Source organism: Methylobacterium sp. SD274 (genome assembly GCF_017355285.1).
Lineage (GTDB): Bacteria > Pseudomonadota > Alphaproteobacteria > Rhizobiales > Beijerinckiaceae > Methylobacterium.
The window spans coordinates 40,445-63,542 of sequence record NZ_JADIJP010000028.1 but is presented as its reverse complement, the minus strand read 5'-3'; the positions used below and the strand labels follow the sequence as shown (position 1 = coordinate 63,542).

The 23,098-nt window shown below is 67.9% G+C and carries 15 protein-coding genes; 7 read left to right on the top strand and 8 right to left on the bottom strand.

Translation table 11 applies throughout. From position 1 onward, the window contains the following. Positions 1–387: 387 nt before the first annotated feature. The gene (locus IPV08_RS20020; RefSeq protein ID WP_207413168.1) at positions 388–2,466 is read left to right on the top strand and encodes a M23 family metallopeptidase; all 2,079 of its coding nucleotides are present in this window, start codon (positions 388–390) and stop codon (positions 2,464–2,466) included. 131 nt (positions 2,467–2,597) lie between these two features. On the opposite strand, the gene gluQRS is transcribed toward IPV08_RS20020, so the two are convergent. From gluQRS to IPV08_RS20005, 3 genes are read right to left on the bottom strand one after another with little or no spacing between them, the layout of a single operon-like run. Beyond that, positions 2,598–3,464 (bottom strand): tRNA glutamyl-Q(34) synthetase GluQRS, encoded by an 867-nt coding sequence (gluQRS, locus tag IPV08_RS20015; protein WP_207413167.1) that lies wholly within the window; start codon positions 3,462–3,464, stop codon positions 2,598–2,600. After that, positions 3,461–3,751 (bottom strand): hypothetical protein, encoded by a 291-nt coding sequence (locus IPV08_RS20010; RefSeq protein ID WP_207413166.1) that lies wholly within the window; start codon positions 3,749–3,751, stop codon positions 3,461–3,463. The genes gluQRS and IPV08_RS20010 overlap by 4 nt, the downstream gene beginning before the upstream one ends. Before the next feature lie 48 nt (positions 3,752–3,799). Next, positions 3,800–5,854, bottom strand: a complete 2,055-nt coding sequence (locus IPV08_RS20005) for an ATP-binding protein (RefSeq protein ID WP_207413165.1) — start codon at positions 5,852–5,854, stop codon at positions 3,800–3,802. 385 nt (positions 5,855–6,239) lie between these two features. On the opposite strand from IPV08_RS20005, the gene trpA reads away from it, so the two are divergent. The 4 genes from trpA to IPV08_RS19985 all read left to right on the top strand — a co-directional run bounded on the left by trpA (position 6,240) and on the right by IPV08_RS19985 (position 10,547). After that, on the top strand, positions 6,240–7,055 hold the full coding sequence (gene trpA, locus IPV08_RS20000) for a tryptophan synthase subunit alpha (RefSeq protein WP_207413164.1): 816 nt from the start codon (positions 6,240–6,242) through the stop codon (positions 7,053–7,055). An 80-nt stretch (positions 7,056–7,135) separates the two neighbouring features. Further along, positions 7,136–8,038, top strand: coding sequence for an acetyl-CoA carboxylase, carboxyltransferase subunit beta (gene accD, locus IPV08_RS19995; RefSeq protein ID WP_207413163.1), 903 nt, complete (start codon positions 7,136–7,138; stop codon positions 8,036–8,038). Between the two features lie 28 nt (positions 8,039–8,066). Continuing rightward, a complete protein-coding gene (locus tag IPV08_RS19990; protein WP_056429106.1) occupies positions 8,067–9,392 on the top strand; it encodes a folylpolyglutamate synthase/dihydrofolate synthase family protein in 1,326 nt (441 codons plus the stop codon). 333 nt (positions 9,393–9,725) lie between these two features. Next, positions 9,726–10,547, top strand: a complete 822-nt coding sequence (locus IPV08_RS19985) for a porin family protein (protein WP_207413162.1) — start codon at positions 9,726–9,728, stop codon at positions 10,545–10,547. Positions 10,548–10,718: 171 nt separating this feature from the next. Here IPV08_RS19985 and trxA read toward each other — a convergent pair whose 3' ends face one another. Next, positions 10,719–11,039: a thioredoxin gene (trxA, locus tag IPV08_RS19980; protein ID WP_056429100.1), complete on the bottom strand. Its 321-nt coding sequence runs from the start codon at positions 11,037–11,039 to the stop codon at positions 10,719–10,721. A gap of 370 nt (positions 11,040–11,409) precedes the next feature. Here trxA and IPV08_RS19975 point away from each other — a divergent pair, with 370 nt between their 5' ends. Next, a complete protein-coding gene (locus IPV08_RS19975; protein ID WP_056429141.1) occupies positions 11,410–12,684 on the top strand; it encodes a PQQ-dependent sugar dehydrogenase in 1,275 nt (424 codons plus the stop codon). Here the strand turns inward: IPV08_RS19975 and addA are convergent. Further along, the gene (gene addA / locus IPV08_RS19970; RefSeq protein WP_207413161.1) at positions 12,674–16,144 is read right to left on the bottom strand and encodes a double-strand break repair helicase AddA; all 3,471 of its coding nucleotides are present in this window, start codon (positions 16,142–16,144) and stop codon (positions 12,674–12,676) included. The two genes, IPV08_RS19975 and addA, sit on opposite strands and share 11 nt — an antisense overlap. Before the next feature lie 103 nt (positions 16,145–16,247). Here addA and dmeF point away from each other — a divergent pair, with 103 nt between their 5' ends. After that, a complete protein-coding gene (dmeF, locus tag IPV08_RS19965; protein WP_207413160.1) occupies positions 16,248–17,219 on the top strand; it encodes a CDF family Co(II)/Ni(II) efflux transporter DmeF in 972 nt (323 codons plus the stop codon). A gap of 93 nt (positions 17,220–17,312) precedes the next feature. Here the strand turns inward: dmeF and addB are convergent, their stop codons facing one another. The 3 genes from addB to tsaE all read right to left on the bottom strand — a co-directional run bounded on the left by addB (position 17,313) and on the right by tsaE (position 22,968). Then, positions 17,313–20,432, bottom strand: a complete 3,120-nt coding sequence (addB, locus tag IPV08_RS19960) for a double-strand break repair protein AddB (protein ID WP_207413159.1) — start codon at positions 20,430–20,432, stop codon at positions 17,313–17,315. 23 nt (positions 20,433–20,455) lie between these two features. Continuing rightward, on the bottom strand, positions 20,456–21,199 hold the full coding sequence (locus IPV08_RS19955; protein ID WP_207413158.1) for a nucleotidyltransferase family protein: 744 nt from the start codon (positions 21,197–21,199) through the stop codon (positions 20,456–20,458). A 164-nt stretch (positions 21,200–21,363) separates the two neighbouring features. After that, entirely contained in the window at positions 21,364–22,968 is a 1,605-nt protein-coding gene (gene tsaE, locus IPV08_RS19950) for a tRNA (adenosine(37)-N6)-threonylcarbamoyltransferase complex ATPase subunit type 1 TsaE (RefSeq protein ID WP_156467804.1), read from the bottom strand. Positions 22,969–23,098 lie beyond the last annotated feature (130 nt).

The following is a 23,098-nucleotide window of genomic DNA, read 5'->3' as shown; positions in this document are numbered from 1 at the left end:
GCTTCTAGACCCACCCCTCACTCTCGTCAATGCCAAAATGACAGGACACTGAAACTTTCGCGACAATCCCATGACCCAGGGACCATAACTCTTTGTCGGCAAAGCGTAATTTCGGCGCATAGCGACCTCGGCCCAGTCGCTTCCCTTCATATGAAGCCCTTCTGCCTCGGTCGGCTGGCGGGTTGCCGGGAGGTTTCCGCTCCATACTCCGGCGCCCTCCCCTCTCGTGATCCCGTAAGAGCACAGGAGCTCTCCCCGCCACGCCTCAATGTCGACATGCTCGACTTCGACATGTCGACCGTTGGCGGATATCGTCCGCCGCAGATCGTTTCCCGCCGTCCCTTGTCGAACGAGGGTCGGCCGACCTCCTGATAAGAAGAGATACGCTTGCGAGGGAATCATGCGGGGCGCGGGCGGCTCAAAATCGGGGCTCCGACGAGCAGCGCCGATCCGCGCCAACCGCATCCGGGGCGGGCCACCGACGCTCCCCTCGATCTGTTCGTCACGGATGCCACGCGGATCGACCGGCGGGACGTCAACCTGCGTTGGCTCTGCGCAAGCGCGCTGACCGGGCTGACCGGAGCCGGACTGATCGGAGCGGCGATCTACGTGTCGCTGCAGGGCGACGTTTCCTTCGCCGCAGTACCTGAACATGCCGAGATCGTCGTTCGGCCGGCCCCCAGCGACGATACCGCCGACCTCGCGCGGAAAGGCGACCGCCTCGTCCGTAACCTGATGATCGCCTCCGCCAAGCAGACGTTTCGCTCCCCGGTGACGGTCCGTCTCGGAGAGCGCGAGATCATCAAGGTCCGCCCCTTCGTCCGAATCTCGACGGCGCTGTCCATGTCCACGGGTGTCTTCTCGGCCGAAGTGCCGCGCTTCGACCCGATGAAGTTCGTCTCCAGCGAGCCGCTGGAACGGGCATCCGAGCCGAGCGCAGCGGATGCCCCCGGTGCGGAAGTGACCGTGATCAAGCGGGATCTCACGACGATGCCGATCGAGGCGTCCACGCCCGCCCTCGGGGACGACGCCGTCACCGCGCAGGTCGAGGAAGAGAAGCGCCTCGCGGCGGAGGCGGGGCGACGCACGGCGCTTCCCATCGCTCCGCAACTGATGCTGTCGCGGGCCCTACAGCAGGGCATCGCCTCACCGGATTTCGGAGGGATGTCGCCGGCATCGGGCGATGCGAGCCCGTTCAAATCCATCGAAGTCCTGGTGGTGCCGGAGAACGTCACCAATCTCGCCAAGACCAGCCTGCGCCAGGGCGAGACGCCGCTGGTGGAAGATCGCGACCTCGCGATCAAGCGTGGCGACACGCTCGAAGCCTTGCTGAAGGCGACGGGCCAGGCGAATGACGAGCAGATCAAGGGCATCGTGGCGGCGCTCGGCGGACGGGCGCGTGTCGGCGAGCTGGCCGAGGGGCAACAGTTCCGCGTCCAGATCGCACCGGGCCCGAAACCCGGCGATCCGCGGCAGGTGACCCGCGTCACCCTCTATGGCGAGAACGGGGTCGAGGCGACGGCGGCCATCAACGATCGCGGCGCTTTCGTTTCCGTGGCGCAGGCGGTGGAGGACAAGTCGGCCCGCAAGGCTCCCGTCGCCTCCGAATCCGGGGATGACGACGAGGATGAGAATGGCGGTTCGGGCCCTCGCCTCTACCAGAGCCTCTACGAGACGGCGGCACGGCACGACCTGCCGCGTGCGACGGTCGAAGATCTCGTGCGGATTTTCAGCTACGACATCGACTTCCAGCGTCGGATCTCCAACGGGGACAGTCTCGACGTCTTCTATACCTATGACGAGGAAGGCGGTCAGGCCGCATTGGACCGGCCGGAACTGCTCTATGCTTCGCTCAACCTCGGCGGTGAGGTCCGCAAGGTCTATCGTTTCCAATCGCCCGATGACGGCTCCATCGATTATCTCGACGAGCAGGGGCGCTCGCTGAAGAAGTTCCTCATCCGCAAACCCATCGCCGACGGCATCATGCGGTCGGGCTTCGGCTACCGTCGCCATCCGATCCTCGGCTATGCCAAGCTGCATACCGGCGTCGACTGGGCCAATCCGATCGGCACGCCTATCGTCGCCGCCGGAAACGGCACCGTCATCAAGGCGGAATGGGATTCCGGCTACGGACGACGGGTCGAGCTCCAGCACATCAACGGCTACGTCACCACCTATAACCACATGTCCCGCTTCGCCCGGGGCGTGACGTCGGGCGCCAAGGTGCGCCAAGGTCAGGTGATCGGCTATGTCGGCTCCACCGGCCTCTCCACCGGTGCGCATCTGCATTACGAGGTCATCATCAACGGCCATTTCGTGGACCCGATGAAGATCCGCGTACCGCGCGGACGCGAGCTCGATGGGCGGATGCTCACCGAGTTCACGCGCCAGCGCGAGCAGATCGACGGCACGATGCAGAAATCCCGCACCGGCGCCGCCATGGCCCAGAGCACGACCACGCGCTGATACCAGAGCTCGCTGAGCCTGGCTCATCGAGGTCTACCCGCGCGACGGCGCGGCAGCTTTCATCCGCCGGACCTCACTGAACCTGACTTAAGGGTCGGGTTCAGTGAGACTTGGTATGAGGCGCCCTCGCCTCACGCGAAACCGAGTCGTCGGCGTATCTCCGCCGGCGTGACGCCCTGCCCTCTCAGATCGCCGAGGGATTCCGAGCCGCGCGATTTGGCGAGCTTCATCCCGTCCGGCCCGAGGACGAGGGCGTGGTGGTGATAGGCCGGGCCGTCATAGCCGAGCAGAGCCTGCAGCAGGACATGCAGATCGGTGGAGGCGAACAGGTCCGCGCCGCGCACCACGTGGCTGATCCCCTGGACGGCGTCATCGATCACCACCGAAAGGTGATAGCTCGTCGGGACGTCACGGCGTGCGATCAGCACATCGCCCCAGCGGGCGGGATCGGCGACATGGCTCGTTTCGGCATGAGCGGCATCGAGACAGCGAAAGCGATGCGGGCCGGGACTCCGCGTGAGAGCCTGCGCCATGTCGAGCCGCCAGCCATGCGGCAGGCCAGCGGCGAGGCGGGCCGCCCGTTCCTCGTGAGACAGGACGCGGCAGGTGCCGGGATACAGGGGCGCCCCGTCCGGATCGCGGGACGGTATAGATCCGGCGGCTTCGATCACGGCGGCGCGGGAGCAGAAGCAGGGATAGACGAGGCCGCGCGAGCGGAGGCTCTCCAGAGCATGCCGATAGGCCGGGAGATGCTCCGACTGGCGCCGGACGGCCCCGCTGAACCCGATCCCGAGCCAGGCGAGATCCTCCTCGATGGCGGCGATCAGTTCCGGGCGCGAGCGCACCGGATCGATGTCCTCGATCCGCAGGCAGAGGTCACCGCCGAGCCGCGCGGCGAATGTCTCGTTCACCAGGGCCGAGTAAGCGTGTCCGAGATGGAGCCGCCCGTTGGGACTCGGCGCGAACCGAAGGCGGGCTGGCACGGACGCTTCGCTCATCCCCCGGAATGGCGCAGGCACTGCTTTGCTTGCGGAACGCAGGCGATGCCGGGAAGGGAGCAGGCCGTCTCCTCGCCGTAACGCTGGCAGATTGTGCAGCCGTCGCTCCATTCGGCGCAGGATGCGTCGATGGCCGCCGCACCATGCCCGGAACGTCCGTGCGAAGCAGGCGCGAACGTGCCGATCAGGATTGTGACCACCACCGTTGCCGCCACGGCCCAGGCCACGAGACCATCCCGGTTCGACGGTGCCGAAGCATCGGGAGGAGGCGAGTTGGGTGCGTGCATGGCCCCGTGTTCGCTTGCTCGCCGCGCGCTGTCAACGCGAATTGCCGCTCAGGCCGCCGCGGCGGAACGGCGTTCGAGGAGAGCGGGCAAGGCCTTGAGGTCGAGGGGTTTTGCCAGGAATTCGTCGAACCCCGCCTCGCGTGCCGCCCGCTCGTCCTCGCGGCCGGTATTGGCGGTGAGGGCCACCAATCGAAGCGGAGCGCGACCATGCTCGGCCTCGCTGGCCCGCAGGCGCCGCGCCGTTTCCAGACCGTCGATCCCCGGCATGCGGATGTCGATGAGAGCGAGGTCGAACCGGGATGCGGGATGATCGAGCCGGGCCAACGCCTCGGACCCGTCCCGCGCCAGAACGACCGTGGCGCCGAGCCGCTCCAGTGCCCTCGTGGCCAGGAGTGCGTTGATCGGATTGTCCTCGGCGAGGAGCACGTGGATATGCGGGGCCGCGCGCGGGTTTTCCGTCGGTTCCGCTTCAGCGCTGGGACCCGAAATGGACGAGCCCGGATGCTCGATGGACGAGGTCGGCACGAGGAGCCTGTCGAACAGGGAGCGCGCCCGCACCGGCTTGATCAGATAGCTGTCGAAGCCGGCCGCTCCCGGCGCACCGAACTCGCGCCGGTCGAAGGGGGAGAGCAGGATGAGGCTGCAGCGCACGCCCCGTCGCTTCGCCTCCGCCGCGAGCCTGCGCACGTTCTCGTCGCCCAGCGCACGGTCGGCGATCACCGCGTCGAAGGGGACGCCGGACAGGGTATCGAGCCCGGCCTCGACATTCGCCACCACCACCGCCGACGCGCCGGACCGGGACAGCCGCCTTGCGAGGAACGGAGCCTGATAGGGCGAATCGGCGACGATCAGGATCTTGCGGCCCTGCAGCGACACCGCCGATGGTTCACCATCCGCCACGGCGCCGACGGGAAGGGGCAGGTGCACGGTGAAGGTACTGCCACGGCCGATGACGGAATGCGCATCGATTCGACCACCCATCCGCGTGACGAGGCGGCGGGTGATGGCGAGGCCGAGGCCGGTTCCCTCATGGCGGGTGCTGGCGCTGTTGTCGCCCTGCTCGAACTCCTCGAACAGAGCGGGGATGCGAGCCTCGGGAATGCCCGATCCCGTATCCGAGACCGCCAGGACGATGTCGGGGGCGGCCCACCGTATCGTGACGCCGACCCCGCCCTGATTGGTGAACTTGATCGCGTTGCCGGCGAGATTGACCACGATCTGCCGGATGCGGTCAGCATCCCCGATGAATTCGATAGGGACGTCGTCCGCCACGTCGATGGCGATCTCGATACCCTTGTCCTGCGCGCGGGGGGCGAGGAGCTCCACCACGCCCTCCACCACGGCACGGAGATCGAAAGGCTCCGCCGACAGGTCGAGGCGTCCTGCCTCGATCCGCGAGAAATCCAGGATGCCGTCGATGAGCGTCAGCAGGGCCCGGCCCGACGTCCGCACCGCCTCCACATAGGTCCGCTGCTCGGCATCGAGGCCGGTATCGAGGACGAGATCGGCCATGCCGAGGATCCCGTTGAGCGGCGTTCGGATTTCGTGGCTCACGGTGGCGAGGAAGCGCGACTTGGCGACATTGGCCGCCTCGGCCCGATGGAGCGCTTCATCGAGGGAGCGGGCGGACTCGATCCGCTCGGTGATGTCGGAGCCCGCCCGCAGCCATTGCGTGCGACCGCCGACGCCGGTGACGCGCGTCTCGATGAAGGAGAACCAGCGTGGAATGCCGTCGACGGGGCGGACCTGCATCTCCACGCGGGTGACGCCGTCGGGATGCTGCTGGCGGACTCCCTGCTCCAGGATCTCGAGTTCGGCCGTCGAGCCGAGCAACGTCAGAGGCTCCACACCGAAGAGACGCCCGAATCCGTCATTGGCGAATGTGATGCGCCCCTGCGCGTCCCGCTGGACGATGACGTCGGTGGTCGCCTCAACGAGGGCGCGGTAGCGCTCCTCGCTTTCCGAGATCCGCCAGATGCTATCCTGAAGCCGCTCGATCTCGGTCGTGTCCGCGGCCGGTTGCCGCCGCGCGCGAGCAGCCGCGTAAATCGCGGCGATGGCCGCCAGCGGGATCAGGACGAGAACGACCTCCGGCGCGATCATCGACCTCTCCGTCCGGAAGCGTGGGCGGATCGCCGCCGGCCCGGACATGGTGCAGCGGGGCATCGTTGCCCACCGTCCCGCTCTCGCTCCATTCCGGTCCCTCGCATACCCCCTTGATCGCATGTGAGATTGAAGGACGGCTTTCGAAAGGAGCTTAAGGCTTTCTTGCCGCGAAACGGAGCATCGCCCGATCCGCATCGGCGACGTCGTGGACGCATCGGATGCCGGCCGGCTCGACGCGTCGCGCTTCACGGGCAGGCCGCGATGGTGTAGGCGCGACGGCTTGTTCCTGGGCCGCCCCTCCCCCGAGGGTAGCCCGCGAGACGCAGGCACCATGACCCTTTCGCTGTCAGAGACTTCTTCGCACCCGGACGCCTCCGGCTCCATGCCGACCCGTATCGAGGCCACCTTCGCCCGCTGCCGCGCGGAGAAGCGCGCCGCCTTGGTGACCTACGTGATGGCGGGCGATCCCGATGCCGAGACCTCCTTGAAGGTGCTTCAGGCGCTGCCGGAGGCCGGCGCCGACATCGTCGAGTTCGGGCTCCCCTTCACCGATCCGATGGCCGATGGTCCGGCCATCCAGGCGGCGGCCTTGCGCGCCCTGAAGGGTGGACAGGACCTGGTCAAGACCCTCGGCCTCGTCCGTCGTTTCCGCGAAGGCAACACCGCCACGCCGGTCATCCTGATGGGATACTACAACCCGATCCACGCCTACGGCGTCGACCGCTTTCTCGACGATGCGGTCGCTGCGGGCCTCGACGGGCTGATCGTCGTCGACCTTCCTCCCGAAGAGGATGACGAGCTCTGTCTGCCGGCTCTGGCGAAGGGCCTGGCCTTCATTCGGCTGGCGACGCCCACCACGGATGAGCGCCGCCTTCCCGCCGTCCTCGCGAACACGGCCGGCTTCGTCTATTACGTGTCGATCAACGGAATCACCGGCACGGCGACACCGGATTTCGGCCGGGTGGCCGAGGCGGTGGGCCGTATCCGCAATCATACGGAGTTGCCCGTCGTGGTCGGCTTCGGTGTTCGGACGGGCGTGCAAGCGGCCGAGATCGCCAAGGGCGCGGACGGGGTGGTCGTCGGGTCGGCTCTGGTCGATGTGGTCCACCGGGCCGTCGTGGATGGCCGGGACGCCGCCGGAGCGGTGAGCGCCCTCGTGCGCGAACTGGCCGAGGGCGTGCGCGGGCGTTCCGCCTGAGCGCTGCCCCGGACCGATAATTCCGCGAGCCGGTCTCCGGCTCATCCGAGACCCCTTCCCTCAAGAATGGTCAGTCGACGATGGTTGAACCCATGAACTGGATCTCGGAGGTCGTGCGCCCCAAGATCAAGACCCTGTTCAAGCGCGAGACCCCAGAGAACCTGTGGGTCAAATGCCCCGATAGCGGGCAGATGGTGTTCCATAAGGAAGTCGAGGGGAACCATTGGGTCATCCCGGGCTCCGAGCACCATCTGAAGATGAGCGCGCAAGCGCGCCTCAAGATGATGTTCGACGAGGGCACCTGGATCGACGTGCCGCTGCCGGAAGTGGCGACGGACCCGCTGAAGTTCCGCGACGAGAAGCGCTACGCCGACCGCCTGAAGGATGCCCGCGCGAAGACCGGGATGCCGGACGCCTTCAAGATCGGCTTCGGCCGGGTCTCGGGCCTGCCGATGACATTGGCCGTGCAGGACTTCGCCTTCATGGCCGGCTCCCTCGGCATGGCGGCGGGCGAAGCCTTCGTGCGGGGCGCCGAGACGGCCCTCGACAAGCGCACGCCCTACATTCTGTTTTCGGCCTCCGGCGGCGCGCGCATGCAGGAAGGCATCCTTTCGCTCATGCAGATGCCCCGCACCACGGTGGCGGTCCGTCGGCTGAAGGGGGCGAAGCTTCCCTATATCGTCGTACTCACCAACCCGACCACGGGGGGCGTCACCGCCTCCTATGCCATGCTCGGCGATGTCCATCTCGCCGAACCCGGCGCCCTGATCTGCTTTGCCGGGCCTCGCGTCATCGAACAGACGATTCGAGAGAAACTGCCCGACGGTTTCCAGCGTGCCGAGTATTTGCAGGAACATGGAATGGTCGATCAGGTCGTGCATCGGCATGCCCTGAAGGATACGATCTCACGGCTCTGCGGTTTGCTGATGAACCAGCCCGCGGCGACACCGGCGCGCGCGGGCGCCGTTGCCGAACCGGCTTGAGCCCACGCGCGATACGGCGAGCCGATCCATGGATTCTTCCGACGCGCTGATGGCGCGCTTCCTGGCCCTTCATCCGCGTACGATCGATCTGTCCCTCGGGCGGATCGAGCGCCTGCTCGAACGGCTCGGACACCCTGAGCGCAAGCTGCCTCCGGTCATTCATGTGGCCGGCACCAACGGCAAGGGATCGACCATCGCTTTCATGCGGGCGATCCTCGAAGCCGGCGGTCTCGCCGCGCATGTCTATACCTCACCGCATCTCGTGCGATTCCACGAGCGTATCCGCATCGGCGCAGTGGGCGGCGGCAGCTACGTGCCCGAGGACCAGCTGGCCGACGCCCTGGCACGCTGCGAGGCCGCGAATGCCGGCGAACCGATCACGGTGTTCGAGATCACCACGGCCGCGGCCCTCCTCCTGTTCTCGGAAGCTCCGGCGGACGTGCTCCTGCTCGAAGTGGGCCTCGGCGGGCGTGTCGACGCCACCAACGTGATCGATCGTCCGGCAGCGGCCGTCGTCACCCCGATCGGTCGCGACCATGCGGAATATCTCGGCGATACCGTCGAGGCGGTGGCGACGGAGAAGGCGGGCATCTTCAAACGCGGCTGCCCGGCGATCATCGCCGCCCAGGATTACAAGGAAGCGGATTCGGTCCTCTGCCGCTTCGCCGAAGAAATCGGCGCCACGCCGATCCGGGTCGGCAACCAGGATTTCTCCGTCCATGCCGAGCGCGGTCGGATCGTCTACCAGGACGAGCTCGACCTGTTCGACCTGCCGCAGCCCCGGCTCAACGGACGTCACCAATTCACCAACGCCGCCACGGCGATCGCCGCCCTGCGCGCCGCGGGATTCGGCGATATCGGCGTCGAGGCCATCGAGACCGGTCTGAACAAAGTCGAGTGGCCAGGACGCTTGCAGCGCCTCAACCGCGGCCGCCTCGCCGACATGGCACCGGCCGGCGCGGAACTCTGGCTCGACGGCGGCCACAATATCGACGGCGGCCGCATTCTCGCGACAGCGATGGCAGATCTCGGCGAGCGCAGCGACGTGCCGCTGGTCCTGGTGGCAGGCCTGCTCGGCACGAAGGACGCGGAGGGATTCCTGCGTAACTTCGTCGGGCTGGCGCGTGGTCTGATCGCGGTCCCGATCGGAGGTCAGATGGCGGCACGCCCCGCCGAGGAGGTGGCGCAGATCGCCGCCGATGTCGGCCTCACCGCCTATGTGGCCTCCAGCGTCGAGGCCGCCCTGGAAAGCCTCGCCGACTTCGCCTTCGAGCAGCCGCCGCGCATCCTCATCTGCGGCTCGCTTTATCTCGCGGGCAACGTCCTGACCGCCAACGGTACGCCCCCGACCTGATCGCGCCGGCGGATTCGTCGCCGGCTCGGGCGTTCATTGCGATTGCGAAGTCTGGCGAACCCTCCGGCGGGATCGTCGCCAGCTTCCGACAGGGTTAAAACACCGTTTTTCTTGGACAACCGCCGCGATCGAGAGTCTCGGGCGCCGATGCGGCGTGACGGAGACAACGTCTGTCCTTATTGTCTGGCGCCGAAGCCCCGAAACGATCCCCGCTTTTCACCGAAGCAGCCACACTTGTGGCATCGGGCATTGGGTGTGGCTCCTGCGCTACATCTCAGCTGCCCAAAATCGACTAGTTTGATTGTGGATCGGGCAACTCGCTGGGGATCAACGATGAAAAAGCTTCTTACCTCTTTCGCGGCCTTCACGGCCCTCACGGCTGCGGCCACCGCCGCCGACCTTCCGCGTCGCGCTGCACCGCCGGTCTTCGTGCCGGTGCCGGTGTTCACCTGGACCGGCTTCTACTTCGGTATCAACGCCGGTTACGGCTTCGACGCCGGTAGCGACAGCAACCGCTACAACCTCCCGGCCGGCTCCGTGCTGAACTCGGGCACCACCAATGGTGTTCTGTCGGTCGGCAACGGCAACAACAGCGAAGGTTTCGTTGGCGGTGGTCAGGTCGGCTACAACTACCAGTTCACCCCGGGCTCGGGCCTGGTCGTCGGTCTCGAAGCTGACGCTCAGTACACCGATTTCAGCAACCGTTCGCGTCTGTTCCCCGGTACGGCTGTAAACTTCACCGGCACCCCGGGTGCTGCTGATGGCGCCGCTGTCCGGACCCCCGGTAGCGAGATGAACTTCTTCGGTACCGTTCGCGGCCGCGTCGGTTACGCCTTCGACCGCGTCCTGTTCTACGGCACCGGCGGCTTCGCCTACGGCGACGGCGGCGCTGGCGGCGACGACTTCCGCACCGGCTACACCGCTGGTGGTGGTATCGAGTACGCTCTCCCCACCGACTCGTTCCTGAACTTCTTCCGCTCTTCGGCCGTGACGCTGAAGGTCGAAGGTCTCTACGTGAACCTCGAGCAGGATGGCCGCGGCGCCCGCTCCGTCTACAACCCGGCTACGAACGTGCTGGCGCTCAGCCCCTCGGCTCGTGAGACCGAGTTCGCCGTCGTCCGCGCCGGTCTGAACTACAAGTTCGGCTCGTACTAAGCCGATACGTCGCAACGTCGACACAGGTCTCGAAACGGAGAAGCCCGGCCTTTATGGCCGGGTTTTTTCGTTTCCGAACCACGGCAGGCACCAGCCGGTGCGCTCCACCGGACATAAAAAAAGCCCGGCCATGAACGGCCGGGCTTTTCCTCGAAAGCTTAGCGAGTGCGCTCAGGCGCTGGCCTGGATCCAGCGGGACAGATCGCCCTTTGGAGCCGCGCCGACCTTCTGGCTCGCGAGCTCACCGCCCTTGAAGATGAGAAGTGTCGGAATCGAGCGGATGCCATATTTGGCGGCAATGCCGGGATTCTCGTCGACATTGACCTTGGCGATCTTCACCCGGCCTTGCATGTCAGCGGAGATTTCTTCGAGAGCCGGGCCGATCTGACGGCAAGGGCCGCACCATTCCGCCCAGAAATCCACGACCACGGGCTCGACGGACTTGAGAACGTCCTGCTCGAAGCTCGCGTCGGTCACTTTTACCGTCGCCATCACGATCCCTTTCACATTCCACGGGCGGCGCGACATTGCCTGCGCCAGCTTGAGAACGAGAGTTGGCGACGTGAACCGGGACGGTCAAGGCGTAAGATGCCCAAGGCGGGACAGCCGTCCGATTCCCGCATGCATCATCCACCGATGTTCGACCCGGCGGGATGTGGGGCGCATGAATCACGTTGCCCCTCGCCAAAGCCATCGCCTCGCCCCATCTCCCCCTGTGATCGGCGATCCTTGAGGCGAGCGTTCCATCACGCACGCCCCGATGAAGCCGGTGCGAGATGAGTTCGGCCGCCGTCCGGCGATCGAGCTTCGCAACAGGCCAAGAGCTGGTTTCCTGAAAGCCGGCCATGGAGGATATCACCACGTGACGCGCATCTCTCCGACCTTGCTTGCCTCCTTCGCCGCCCTGAGCCTCGGCACCGGTGCGTTCGCCCAGGATGGCAATTCCGGAACGCCTCAGCCGAGGATCGGAGGCGAGTCCTTCGCGGCGCCCCAGCACGAGGCCAAGGGGGGAGAGCCCGCCGAAACGGAACCCGCCAACACCACCTACAAGCCCCTGCTTCCCAATCAGACCCGTGCGCCGAAGCCCCTCGAGGCCACCAAGGTGCAGAGCGCCGTCGTCGCCAAGGGCCTCGACAGCGCCTGGGCCATGGAGTTCCTGCCGGATGGCCGCATGCTGGTCACGGAGAAGGCCGGCAAGCTGCGCATCGTCGCCAAGGACGGCACGCTCGGCCAGCCCATCGCCGGCGTTCCGAAGGTGGACGCGCGAGGCCAGGGCGGTCTCCTCGACGTGGCGCTGAGCCCGAGCTTCGTCTCCGACCGTCTCATCTATTTCAGCTATTCCGAGCCGCGCGATAAGGGCAACGGAACGACGGTGGCCCGCGCCAAGCTGATCGAGGAGAAAGATGGCGGCCGTCTCGACGACCTGAAGGTCATCTTCCGCCAGACGCCGTCCTATGAGGGCGACAAGCATTTCGGCTCCCGCCTCGTCTTCGCGCCGGACGGCAAGCTGTTCGTCACCGTCGGCGAGCGGTCGGACAAGGGACCGCGCGTCCAGGCCCAGGACCTCACTAGCGGCCTCGGCAAGGTCTTCCGTATCGACACCGACGGCAATGCGCCGAAGGACAACCCGTTCACGGGTGGTGAGAAGGCCAAGCCCGAAATCTGGTCCTACGGGCACCGCAACGTGCAGTCCGCGGCCCTGGATGGGCAGGGACGCCTCTGGACCGTCGAACACGGGCCGCGCGGCGGCGACGAGCTCAATCGTCCCCGGCCCGGATTGAATTACGGCTGGCCGGAAGTGACCTACGGCATCGAGTATAGCGGCGAGAAGATCGGCGAAGGTAAGACCCAGGCGGGCGGCACCGTCCAGCCGGTCTATTACTGGGATCCGGTCATCGGCCCGTCCGGGATGGCACTCTATAACGGCACCCTGTTCCCGGCCTGGAAGGATGCCTTCCTCGTCGGCGGCTTGGTGAGCGGCGGCATCGTCGCCTTGAAGCTCGACGGCGACAAGGTGGTGACCGAGGAGCGCATCCCCCTCGATCACCGTATCCGCGACGTGAAGGTCGCCAGCGATGGGTCGGTCTATGCCGTGACGGACGGCCCGGACGGACAGATCCTCAAGCTCACGCCTTGATGCCGGGCTGAGCCGGACGATTCGACAGCGAGGCGAGCGCCGCCGAAATGGTGGGCTCGCCGAGATGGCGGATGACCGGCCCCGAGGTCCAGACCAGCAGCGCCTCGACGGGACGTCCTGGATAGATGTCCCGTAGGAGTGCCACATAGAGCGCGACCTGCGCCGCCTCGTCGCCCGGAACCGGGGCGCGATCAGGCGGGGGCCGGCTCGTCTTGAAATCCGCGAGCACGATCCTGTCGGGGCGGATGCTCAGGCGGTCGATCCGTCCGAAGACCGCCCGCTCTTCGCCGCCGACGCTGACGCGTCCCGAGACCGCGACTTCAGCCCTCGCATCGCTGGCGAAGAGTGCCTCCAAGGCAGGATCCTCCACCAGTCGCAGGACGTCCGTCACCAACCTTTCCTGTTCCGCCACCGAGAGGGACGGCGCCCGAGCCTTGACGAAGGCGGAGGCAGCACTCGCGCGCTGATGCCGATCGAGGCGGGGAAGGTGTTCGATCAGCGAGTGAATGAGGATACCGCGGCGGCGGGCATGCGGGTTCGCCTGCCGACGCGGCAGCGTGCGCTGCCCATCCGCCGCTCCGAGCGCGCCGGAGGGATTGAGCGGTGGCGCGACCTCGACCTCGCTGCGCGCCACTTGTCGCAACCATGGGGGAATCGACGAGATCGCCTCGTCACCCGCAGAGGACCGGGCGGCGACGGGTTCCGCTGTGCCCTCGCGCCAGAGGTGCGCGGGGCCGTAGCTGGTCTCGATGGATTCGCCTGCCCCCAGGACCTGTTCCAACCCCTTCCGCACCATCTCGCACCAGGCATTCTCGCCCTGCTCCTCGTGGCCGCGATAGGGCGCGATGGTGAGGCGGTCCGCGGCGCGGGTCAGGGCCACATAGAGGAGACGGTTGTGCTCCTCGCGGGCACGGGCCTGATGCTCCGCCCGGGCGGCGGCGACGGCCTGCGTATCCTGCGACTTCGACCCGGCCCAGACCGGCGGCAGGGCTTGGCCGCGCACGCCCGGCATGGCGAGGAGTTGCGGATCGTTGCGCCCGAGCGGCTCGCATCCGTCGATCATCACCACGACGGGTGCTTCGAGCCCCTTGGCGCCGTGAATCGTCATCACCCGGACCTCGTTGCGACCGGATTCGAGGTCGCGCTTGACGGTGAGGCCGTTGACGCCGCGCCCCGGAGTGATGTCGTAACGGGTGAGGAAGCAATCGAGGGACGGAGCCTCGGAGGCCTGCTCGGCCTCGGCCGCCTTCATCAGGAACACGTCGATGGCATCCCCTGCCTCGCCACCGAGGCGGGATACCAGCCGCATCCGCCCTTCATGCGGCCCGAGCAGGCTCGCGTAGAACCCGAACGGCCCGTGCCGGGCCGCCAGGTCGATCCACAATGTGAGGGCCGCATGCCCGCGTCTCGCGGCCGGATCGCCCGCTTCGGCGTGGCGGGCCAGGGCATCCTCGAGCGTCTCCGCCTCCTCGCGGCCGGTGGCGATGCGAACGAGGTCGTCGTCGTCGAGCCCGACCAGCGGCGTCTTCAGGGCGCCGGCCAGGGTGAGATCGTCGGCCGGCAGCAGCCCCGCCCGGCCGATGGAGACGAGGTCGTTCACCGCGATATGGGCGGTGATGTCCAGGCGGTCCTGGCCCGCCACGGGCACACCGCAGAGCTTCAGGGCGCGGATCACCTCCTCGAACGCCGCTGAGCGCTTGCGCACCAGGATGAGCACGTCCCCGGGACGCCAGACGCGGCCGCCCTCGTCCCCGGTCGTGGTCCAGGCCTTCACCGCCCGCGCCACCCGGCGGGCGGTGACGATGGACGGCGCGTTGGCCTCTGGCGCGTCCACCGGTGCCGCCCAGGCATCGGGCTCCTCTTCCTCGGCGGGCACTTCGACGGGCCAGATCTCCACCACCCCCGGCGCCTCCCGCCGGGCCGTCTCATGCGTGGTGCCCACGGCGGCATCGTCGAAGGACAGGCCCTGGTAATGCTCGGGCACGGCGAAGGTGGCGTCCACCGCGCGGAGGATGCCCTTCGTCGAGCGGAACGACAGGTTCAGCGTCACGTCCTCGAAGGGCAGACCGGCCTGCTCGGAGGCCGTCCGCCATTCGCGATGCACGGTCGAGAACTCGCGCGGTTCGGCGCCCTGGAAACTGTAGATCGATTGCTTGGGGTCACCCACCGCGAAACGGGTGCGAAGAACCTCGCGGGCTCCCTCGCCGCTGGCGAAATCGGCGGTGATGCGGCGCAGGATATCCCATTGGCGCGGGTTGGTGTCCTGCGCCTCGTCCACGAGGACGTGATCGATGCCGCGATCGAGCTTGTACAGGACCCAGGTCGCATCGACCCGCGAGAGCAGATCGAGGGCCTTGTGGATGAGGTCGTCGAAATCGAGGGCGCCGAGCCGCGCCTTCTGGCTCTCCACCCGGCGGTGGATCTCCGAGGCCAGGACGAACAGGGCCTGTGTCCGCTCCAGCGCCCGCGCCGCGCGGAGCGTATCGAAGAGCGGGTCGAGCCTGTCACGCTCGGCGAGAAGGGCCTCCTTGACCTCGGCGGGGACATCCTTGGTGCCGAGGCTCTTGTCGGCTTTGGGCGTCCCCTTCTCGGTGAAGAAGACCGAACGGTAGAGATCGAGCTTCTCAGTGGGGTCCTTCGCCGCCTCGGCGGCCACGAGCTTGTCGGCCAGCCCCTCATCGGTGGATTTTCCCGTGCGCAGGCGCTGCGCCAGCTCGCTCCACTGGTCGAGCCCTCCGGTGAGCATCCGTTCCAGGATCGCTTCCGCGGTGTCGGCGGCGCGGAGGCCCAGGGCCTCGGACAAGGCTGCGACCGGCGCGGCGAGCCCGTCGGATCCGTCGAACAGGGAGCGCGCCCGCATCGCCGCGCGCAGGACCGAGCGCAGGGTGTCGCCCGTGGCCTCCGGCCCGACGCGGTCCCAGGCCGCACGGAGTTCGGGGTTCCTCGCCGTCATCGCCAGGGCGAGCACCCTGTCGGTCTCGGCAGCGAACATGTCGGAGGCCTGGTTCTCGTCCAGCACCTGGAAACGGGCGGGGACGTTGGCCTCGAACGGGAACATGTGCAGCAGACGCTCGCACAGGGCGTGCAGGGTCTCGATCTTGAGGCCGCCCGGCGTTTCGACGGCACGGGCGAACAGGCGCCGCGCCACTTGCAGCAGACGGCGGGCGGGCGGTTTGCAGGTCAGTTCGGTGAGTTCGGCCGTCAGGGCGGCATCGTCGAGGGTGACCCAGCGCCCGAGGGTGCGGAACACCCGGATCGACATGTTCGCGGCGGCGGCCTTGGTGAAGGTGAGACACAGGATGCGTGCCGGCGGCGCGCCGTTCAGCAGGAGTCTCACGACGCGGTCGGTGAGAACCTTGGTCTTTCCCGCCCCCGCATTGGCGGAGACCCAGGCCGAGGCCAGGGGATCGGCGGCGCGGCGCTGGCTCGCCTTGGTGAGATCGTCGACGACGAAGGGCAACCTGTCTGCTCCGGGCTTGGCTCCGTCTCTTCATAGAGAAGGATGATCGCCCCGCCAAAGCACCCTATGTTCGGCGGGACGATTCTTTCAGGGCACCCCGTTCATGCACAGCCACAGCATCGAGACCTGGCGGCACCGCCACGATTTCCTCGGGACATCGCATGCGCGCAACGAGCGCCGGACCGTTCTCGTCGTCGGCCTCACCTTGGCGATGATGGTCGCCGAGATCGTGGGCGGGACGATCTTCGGCTCGATGGCCCTCACCGCCGATGGCTGGCACATGTCCACCCACGCGGCGGCGCTCGGTATCGCCGCCCTGGCCTATCGCTTCGCCCGTCTTCATGCCGACGACCCGCGCTTCGCCTTCGGCACCGCCAAGCTCGGGGATTTGTCCGCCTTCGCCAGTGCGATCATCCTCGCCATGATCGCGCTGGCCATCGGCTACGAGAGTCTCACGCGCCTCGGCAATCCTCAGGCTATCGCCTTCGGCGAAGCCTTGCCGATCGCGATCCTCGGCCTCCTCGTGAACCTCGCCAGCGCCTGGCTGCTTCACGGCGACGGGCACGACCACGGACATCACCACGATCACGGCCACGCCCATCACGAGGGGCACGGCCATGCCGATCACGGGGATACAAACTTACGGGCGGCCTATGTCCATGTCCTGGCCGATGCGCTGACATCGGTGCTGGCCATCGCCGCCCTGCTGGCGGGCCGCTATCTCGGAATCGCCTGGCTCGATCCGGCCATGGGCCTGGTCGGCGCGGCGGTGATCGTCGCATGGTCCTGGAGCCTGATCCGCTCCGCCGGCGCGACATTGCTCGATGCGGTGCCGGACCGGAATCTCGCCCACTCCGTGCGGACGCGGCTGGAGACGAATGGCGACACGATCACCGACCTCCACCTCTGGCGCCTCGGCCCTGGCCATACCGGGCTGATCGTCTCGCTGGTGTCCGACCACCCGCAGGAACCGGCGGCGTACAAGGCGAAGCTCGCCGATCTGGAAGGCCTCTCGCACATCACCGTGGAGGCGAATATCTGCCCGAACCATGGGGCGGAACAGATTCGCGCTTAGGCGCACTCCCCGCGATTCGCGGATTTCCTCGGGCGGGACATCAAAGCACCCTCCATCGTCTCGGGTCCGCATTCTCGGGAGGGAAGGACGTCCTCACCCCTCGCCCTCCCCCGCCAGCGACCATTCCAGCACGCGGGCGAGGTGGTCGTAATCGCCGTAGGACCTGGCATATTTCGGGTAGGGCCGTGAGACATAGGCGGCCTCCCCCGCCATGAAGCGGGCGACGAGACCGCGAAACCGCCGCTCATGCTCCTCGACGATGGCGTCCATGGTGCGCGGGTCGCCGCGCGGCGGCTTGACGGCGAGCGGCTCGAACGGCTTCCGGCCGCCGGTGGCATGGACGTAGAGCAGGTCCGGCGTCTCTCGGGTCCGCGTCACGCCGTCGAACGCGCCGGCCTTCAGCATCGCCGCTTCCAGGGTGAGCTGGGGTGAGAAACCGGCGAAGACCTCTTTGTTGCTCGGCGGCTGTCCGGTCTTGAAATCGACGATGCAGGCGGTTCCATCGCGACGCTGCTCGATCCGGTCGGCCCGCCCGCGAAGCGTGAACGTGTCCTTGCCCATGGGGAGCGCCCAACGGCCGAACATTTCGGCCCGCACCCGGTCCAGGGCCGGACGGCGCTCGGTCTCCCAGTCCAGGAACTCGGCGGCGAGGCGCTCGTAGCGCGGCCACCATTCGGCGTAGAGTTCCGGGAAGTCCTGCCGAATCTCGGCGAATTCGTCGTCGGCGAGGGCGCGCAGACGCTCGGCCGCGTCCTCCGGCAGGATGTCGGGATAGGTCTGCGCGAAATCGCCGAGCACCGCGTGGATCAGCGTTCCGCGCTCGCTGGCGCCGGGGCGGCCGGCAACGGGTTCCAGCGGATCGAGCCCGAGCACGTGCCGGGCGAAGATGATGTAGGGGTCGCGCACCAGGGTCTCGACCTCGGTGACGCTGAGGCTCCGGGGGAACAGGGCCGGGTCGGGCTTCGGCTTCGGCTGGGTCAGGCGTGGAGGAACCGGCCCCTCCCCACGGTCGAGCGCTCCGGCATAGCCGAGGAAGCGCCGGCCGTTCTCGCGGGCACGGTCCCAGCAGGCCTCGCCGGCGAAGGCTTGAAGCCGTTGGATGAAGCGCGACGGCACCGTCGGCGCCCCTTCGCGCTTGGCCGAGCGGGTGATGACGGCATCATGGCAGCCGAGCGCCTGCACGAAATCATGGGCGGTCTGCCCGATCCGCCGCTCGGGCGGATTGAGGCCGATGCGCTCGCGCATGGGCCGGTTGAGGAACGCATCGGTGACGGTCTTCATCGGCCAGACGCCCTCGTCGAGCCCGCCGAGGACGATGCGGTCGGCATCGAGCAGTCGGGCTTCGAGGAGGCCGAGGATGCGCAAGCGCGGATGGGGGCGCTCTCCGCCACAGGCCACCACCCGCTCGCGCGCCAACGCCGTGAAGAAAGCCGGATAGTCGAGGGGCATTCCCGGCAGGAGGCCGGGCTCCGAGGTGGACAGGTCGTCGAATAGGGTATCGAGGACACAGAGCGAGTTGTCCTCCACAGGGTCCTCGCCCTCGGGCCGGGCGATCAGGCGTTCGAACACCGCCGCATGGCTGCGCCCCAGGGCCACCAGATCGGTGCTCCCCTCCTCTTCGGAGCGAAGGAATCCGTCGAACGCCTGTTCGAGGCCATCAATGATTTGGGCCGCCAGGTCCCAATCGATGTCGGTGAGGCGGCGCTGGGCGCGGGGGATGCGTCCCGTCGCCTTTCGCCGGTCGGCGAGCACACGACGCAAGCCGTCGAATCCCGGAGCCGGTGCCGGCCCTCGCAGGGCTCCGATCTCGAGGGCGGCCGCGCCGCGCCGGACCTCGTCCCGCGTCATCGACAGGTGGACCAGCGGATGCGCCAGGAGTGAGATCACCCGATGCGGCTTCAAATCCGCCGCCATCTCGGCCGCCATGCGCGCCAGGCGCCCGGCCGGGCTGACGGAGAGCGCCTCGCCGGCCGAATCCTCGGCGACGATCCCCCAGCGCGCGAGTTCGGCCGCCACCCGTATGGCGAGGTTGCGGTCGGGGGTGACGAGGGCGGCGGTGGCGCCGGGCGTCTCCAGCGTCTCGCGCAGCGCGATGGCGGCGGCCAGGGCTTCCTCGCGCTCGTCGGCGGCCTCGATCACCGAGATACCCGCCATACCGGTCTCGGCGGTCTCGCGCCGCTCATCGGCGGTGAGGTCCGACCAGGCGTCGGTGGTCTCGGCCGGGCGCAAGGCCTGGGACAGCAGGGCCGTCCGTGCTCGGCCTTGTGGCGTCGCTTGTCCGAGAGAGGCGATCGCGCCACGGTCGAGATCGAGGCAGCCGGGGCCGAGGAGGCGATGCAGGATGGCCTGCGGATGGCCGTGGGCGATCTCACGCTCCGCCCCCTCCCCCGTTTCGATGGCGTCCCAGCCGGACTCGTCGAGATCGAGATCAAGACCGGGCAATACCACCGCACCCCTCGGCAGGGCGGCGACGGCGGCGATCAGCTTGGCTGTCGCCGGCACCGACCCTGTGGAGCCCGCGATGATGACCGGATCCGCGGGCTTGTCGCGCCGCAGCCGCGTCGCCTCCGCGAGGATGAGGGTGCGCGAGCGGGCCACCGGATCGCTCAAGGCGCGGTCGTGCAGGATCTTGGGCCAGTTCTCGGCGGCGATCCGCACGAAATCCAGGGTCAGGCCGAAATACTGCGAGTACTCGGCCTCCACCGCCCCGGCGATCTCGGTCCAGGGCACACCCTCCACGGTGAGGGCGTCCATCAGCTTTTCGAGATCCGAGGCGAGATAGACCGCATCCGCCGGCGAGGAGGGGACGACGAAGGGGACATCGTCGCCCATGGGGAGAAGCTTGCGATCGATGGTCTCGGCCCAGGCCTGGACGAGGCGGGCGAGAATCAGCCGGCGTTCCAGGGGCGGCATCGCCGGGGCGAGCTGGTCGGCGCCGTCTTCCAGCAAGGGGTTCGCGGCGACATCGAGTTCGGCCTCATCCGCCTCGCCCAACGGGATCAGGCGCGGGAGGAGCGCGCTGCCGACCCGCTCCGCCAGGATCGCGGAGAGCGCCCGCGTGGCGCGTCGCGTGGGGAGATAGAGGGTGACGCTGGCCAGCGCGAACGGATCGCCGGAGACATTCCCCACCAGCTGACCGGAGATCAGCGCCTCGGCGAGGGTCGGCAGGAAAGGGGCGCCGGGCGGGATCGTGAAGACGTGGGACTCTGTCATTCCGTCGGTCCGATCGGTTCGCGTCACTGTACCTGCGCGCTCGCCTTCACCTGCGCCTCGGCGGCCTCGATCGCCTCCGGGGTTCCGACATGGAGCCATTGGCCGTCGAGGCGCAGGCCGAACAGCCGCTCCCGCTCGATGGCGCGGTCGAACAGCAGGTTGAGGGAGAACGAACCTTCCGGCGTGTCGGCGAAGAGCTCCGGCTTGAGGATGGCGACACCGGCATAGATGAAGGGCGCCACCTCGCGCTCGCCGCGACGCTGGAGCGCGCCGCCGGCATTCATCACGAAATCACCCTTGCCCTCGTAGCCGAGGCTCGTCGCCGTCGGCGCGACGAGGAGCAGGATGTCCATCCGCTCCGGCTCCCAGGTTTCGAGGAGACGGCCGAGATTGGGCTTGGGCCCTTCGAGCCAGAACGAATCCGAATTGAGCACGACGAAGGGAGCGGCGCCGAGTAGCGGCAGCGCCTTCTTCACGCCGCCTCCGGTCTCGAGCAGCGCCTCGCGCTCGTCGGAGATCCGGATCGCCGGAGCGGTGCGGCGGCGGGCCAGGTGCCCTTCGAGCAGGTCGGCGAGGTAGTGGACGTTGACCACCGCATCCATGATGCCGGCTTCCGCCGCCCTGTCCAACGCGTGATCGAGCAGGGCACGGCCGGCCACTTCGACCAGCGGTTTGGGCACCGTCGCTGTGATCGGACGCATGCGTTTGCCGAGGCCAGCGGCGAGGACGAAGGCCTGATGGATGGCGGGCACGGGGCTGTCGGACATTCCGTCGGCGTCTCGGGCGCGAGGGCTGTGGCATCGTCCCGGATGAGACATCCGGGGCGATGATCGCGAAGCACCAGCGGGTGCGGCGGCATCGTGGGGAACTCGCTCCCCGGGTCAAGCCCGAAAGCGCGGCCCCGCCCCCCGGCTATCGGGCGGGAGCTACGTCAGGCCTCGCCTTCGTCCGGAGCCGCCTCGCTCACGAGATGCGGCAGGTGCTCCTGGTGCCAGAGGCGCAGGCGGGTGAGCGCCGGATGGGCGAGATTGCGGGCGAGATAGCCCTCGATCCGCGGCAGATGCGCGAGATAGGCCGGCTTGCCGTCCCGCTTGTCGAGGCGGGCGAAGATGCCGAGGATCTTGGTGGCGCGCTGCGCCGCCATCACCGCATAGGCTCGCGCGAAGCCCTGCATGTCGAAATCGGGCTCGCGGTTGCGCCGCTCGCGCACATAGAGGCCGAGCAGGCGCAGCTCGAAATCCGCCGTGGCGTCGACGCGGGCATCCTGCAGCAGCGAGGCGAGATCGTAGGCCGGGTGGCCGAGGACCGCATCCTGGAAGTCGATGACGCCGATGCGCTCCAGCCCCTCGCGGTCGGGCAGCCAGATCAGGTTCGGCGAATGATAGTCGCGCAGGGTCCAGGTCGGACGCTCCGGCTCGACCCCGCGCAGGACCTCGGCCCAGAGCGCCACGAATTCGGAGCGGGCGGGCGTGGGCAGCGAGGCACCCCGCACCGAGGGGCAGTACCAGTCCGGCAGGAGTTCGGTCTCGAACAGCAGGGCTTCGAGATCGTAGGGCGGCAGGACGTGGTCGATGCCGTCGGCGACGGGGAGAACCCCGGGAAGCTCGGTGGCATGGAGCTTGGCCAGGAGGCGCACCGCCTCGGCGTAACGCTCGGGGCGCGGCCCGTTGGCATCCACCACCGGTTCCGAGCCGAGATCCTCGATGATGAGCAGGCCTTCGTCGAGATCCTCGCCGTAGATGCGGGGCGCCGAGAAGCCGAGGGCGCGAAGGCCACGGTCGACGCCGACAAAGGCATGGACGCTCTCGGCGAGCTTGACGATGGCGCTGTAGGGCTTGCCGTTGCGCACCGGCGGGCCATCGGGCCGGGCCGGGGAAATCATCAGCACGGCCTTGGTCCCGTCCGGCTTCACCAGACGCTCATAGAGCCGGGAGGACGCATCACCCTGCATGAGGATGCGTTCCGCCTCGTCCCAGCCACTGCGGTCGAGCAAGGCGCGCAGGGCGCGGGCGCGCTTCATGCGGGCGCGCATCTCGCCCTGGCCGTCGATGCGGGCCAAACGCGACCCCTCGCCGAATTCCGGCCGCAGCGACAGGTCCACGGTCAGGATCGGGCCATCGCGCTGACCGAGGCGCTCGGGCCATTCCACCAGGGTGATCGCCGTATCGGTCATCTCGTCGAAGCCGAGCTCCACCAACTCGTCCGGACCGCGCAAGCGATAGAGGTCCGCATGGACGATCTGCCGGCCATTCTTCGCTTCGTAAGGCTGGATCAGGGTGAAGGTCGGGCTCGGCACTTCGAGTTCCGGATCGCCCGTGAGCTCGCGGATCAACGCCCGCGCCAGGGTGGTCTTGCCGCCACCGAGCCCTCCGGACAGCGCGACGATGTCGCCCGGCTGCAGGAATTCGGCGAGGAAGCGGCCGAGATCTTCCGTCGCGCCCTCGTCGGGGAGGACAAAGGCCCAGGCGGGTTTGGTCTCGCGCCGGGTCTCGCCCGAACCGTCCTCACTCACCGCCACATCCTCCGTCCGCGCCATTCGCTAGACCGCCTCGACGCCGGACCATGGAATGGCCGGGACGCAAGGCGGGCAGCTCATCTAACGCGGGCATCCTTAAACAAAATCGTCACGTACCCTAAGGGGTGCGACGCGTCCGGGCCAGCGGCGC

Bases quoted from the DNA above. Each gene is read 5' to 3' on its own strand.
- trpA (WP_207413164.1), top strand. From the start codon at position 6,240: ATGCCGACCCGTATCGAGGCCACCTTCGCCCGCTGCCGCGCGGAGAAG.
- accD (WP_207413163.1), top strand. From the start codon at position 7,136: ATGGTTGAACCCATGAACTGGATCTCGGAGGTCGTGCGCCCCAAGATC.
- IPV08_RS19990 (WP_056429106.1), top strand. From the start codon at position 8,067: ATGGATTCTTCCGACGCGCTGATGGCGCGCTTCCTGGCCCTTCATCCG.
- IPV08_RS20010 (WP_207413166.1), bottom strand. From the start codon at position 3,751: ATGCACGCACCCAACTCGCCTCCTCCCGATGCTTCGGCACCGTCGAAC.
- addB (WP_207413159.1), bottom strand. From the start codon at position 20,432: ATGACAGAGTCCCACGTCTTCACGATCCCGCCCGGCGCCCCTTTCCTG.
- dmeF (WP_207413160.1), top strand. From the start codon at position 16,248: ATGCACAGCCACAGCATCGAGACCTGGCGGCACCGCCACGATTTCCTC.
- tsaE (WP_156467804.1), bottom strand. From the start codon at position 22,968: ATGGCGCGGACGGAGGATGTGGCGGTGAGTGAGGACGGTTCGGGCGAG.
- IPV08_RS19955 (WP_207413158.1), bottom strand. From the start codon at position 21,199: ATGTCCGACAGCCCCGTGCCCGCCATCCATCAGGCCTTCGTCCTCGCC.
- IPV08_RS19985 (WP_207413162.1), top strand. From the start codon at position 9,726: ATGAAAAAGCTTCTTACCTCTTTCGCGGCCTTCACGGCCCTCACGGCT.
- gluQRS (WP_207413167.1), bottom strand. From the start codon at position 3,464: ATGAGCGAAGCGTCCGTGCCAGCCCGCCTTCGGTTCGCGCCGAGTCCC.
- trxA (WP_056429100.1), bottom strand. From the start codon at position 11,039: ATGGCGACGGTAAAAGTGACCGACGCGAGCTTCGAGCAGGACGTTCTC.
- IPV08_RS20005 (WP_207413165.1), bottom strand. From the start codon at position 5,854: ATGATCGCGCCGGAGGTCGTTCTCGTCCTGATCCCGCTGGCGGCCATC.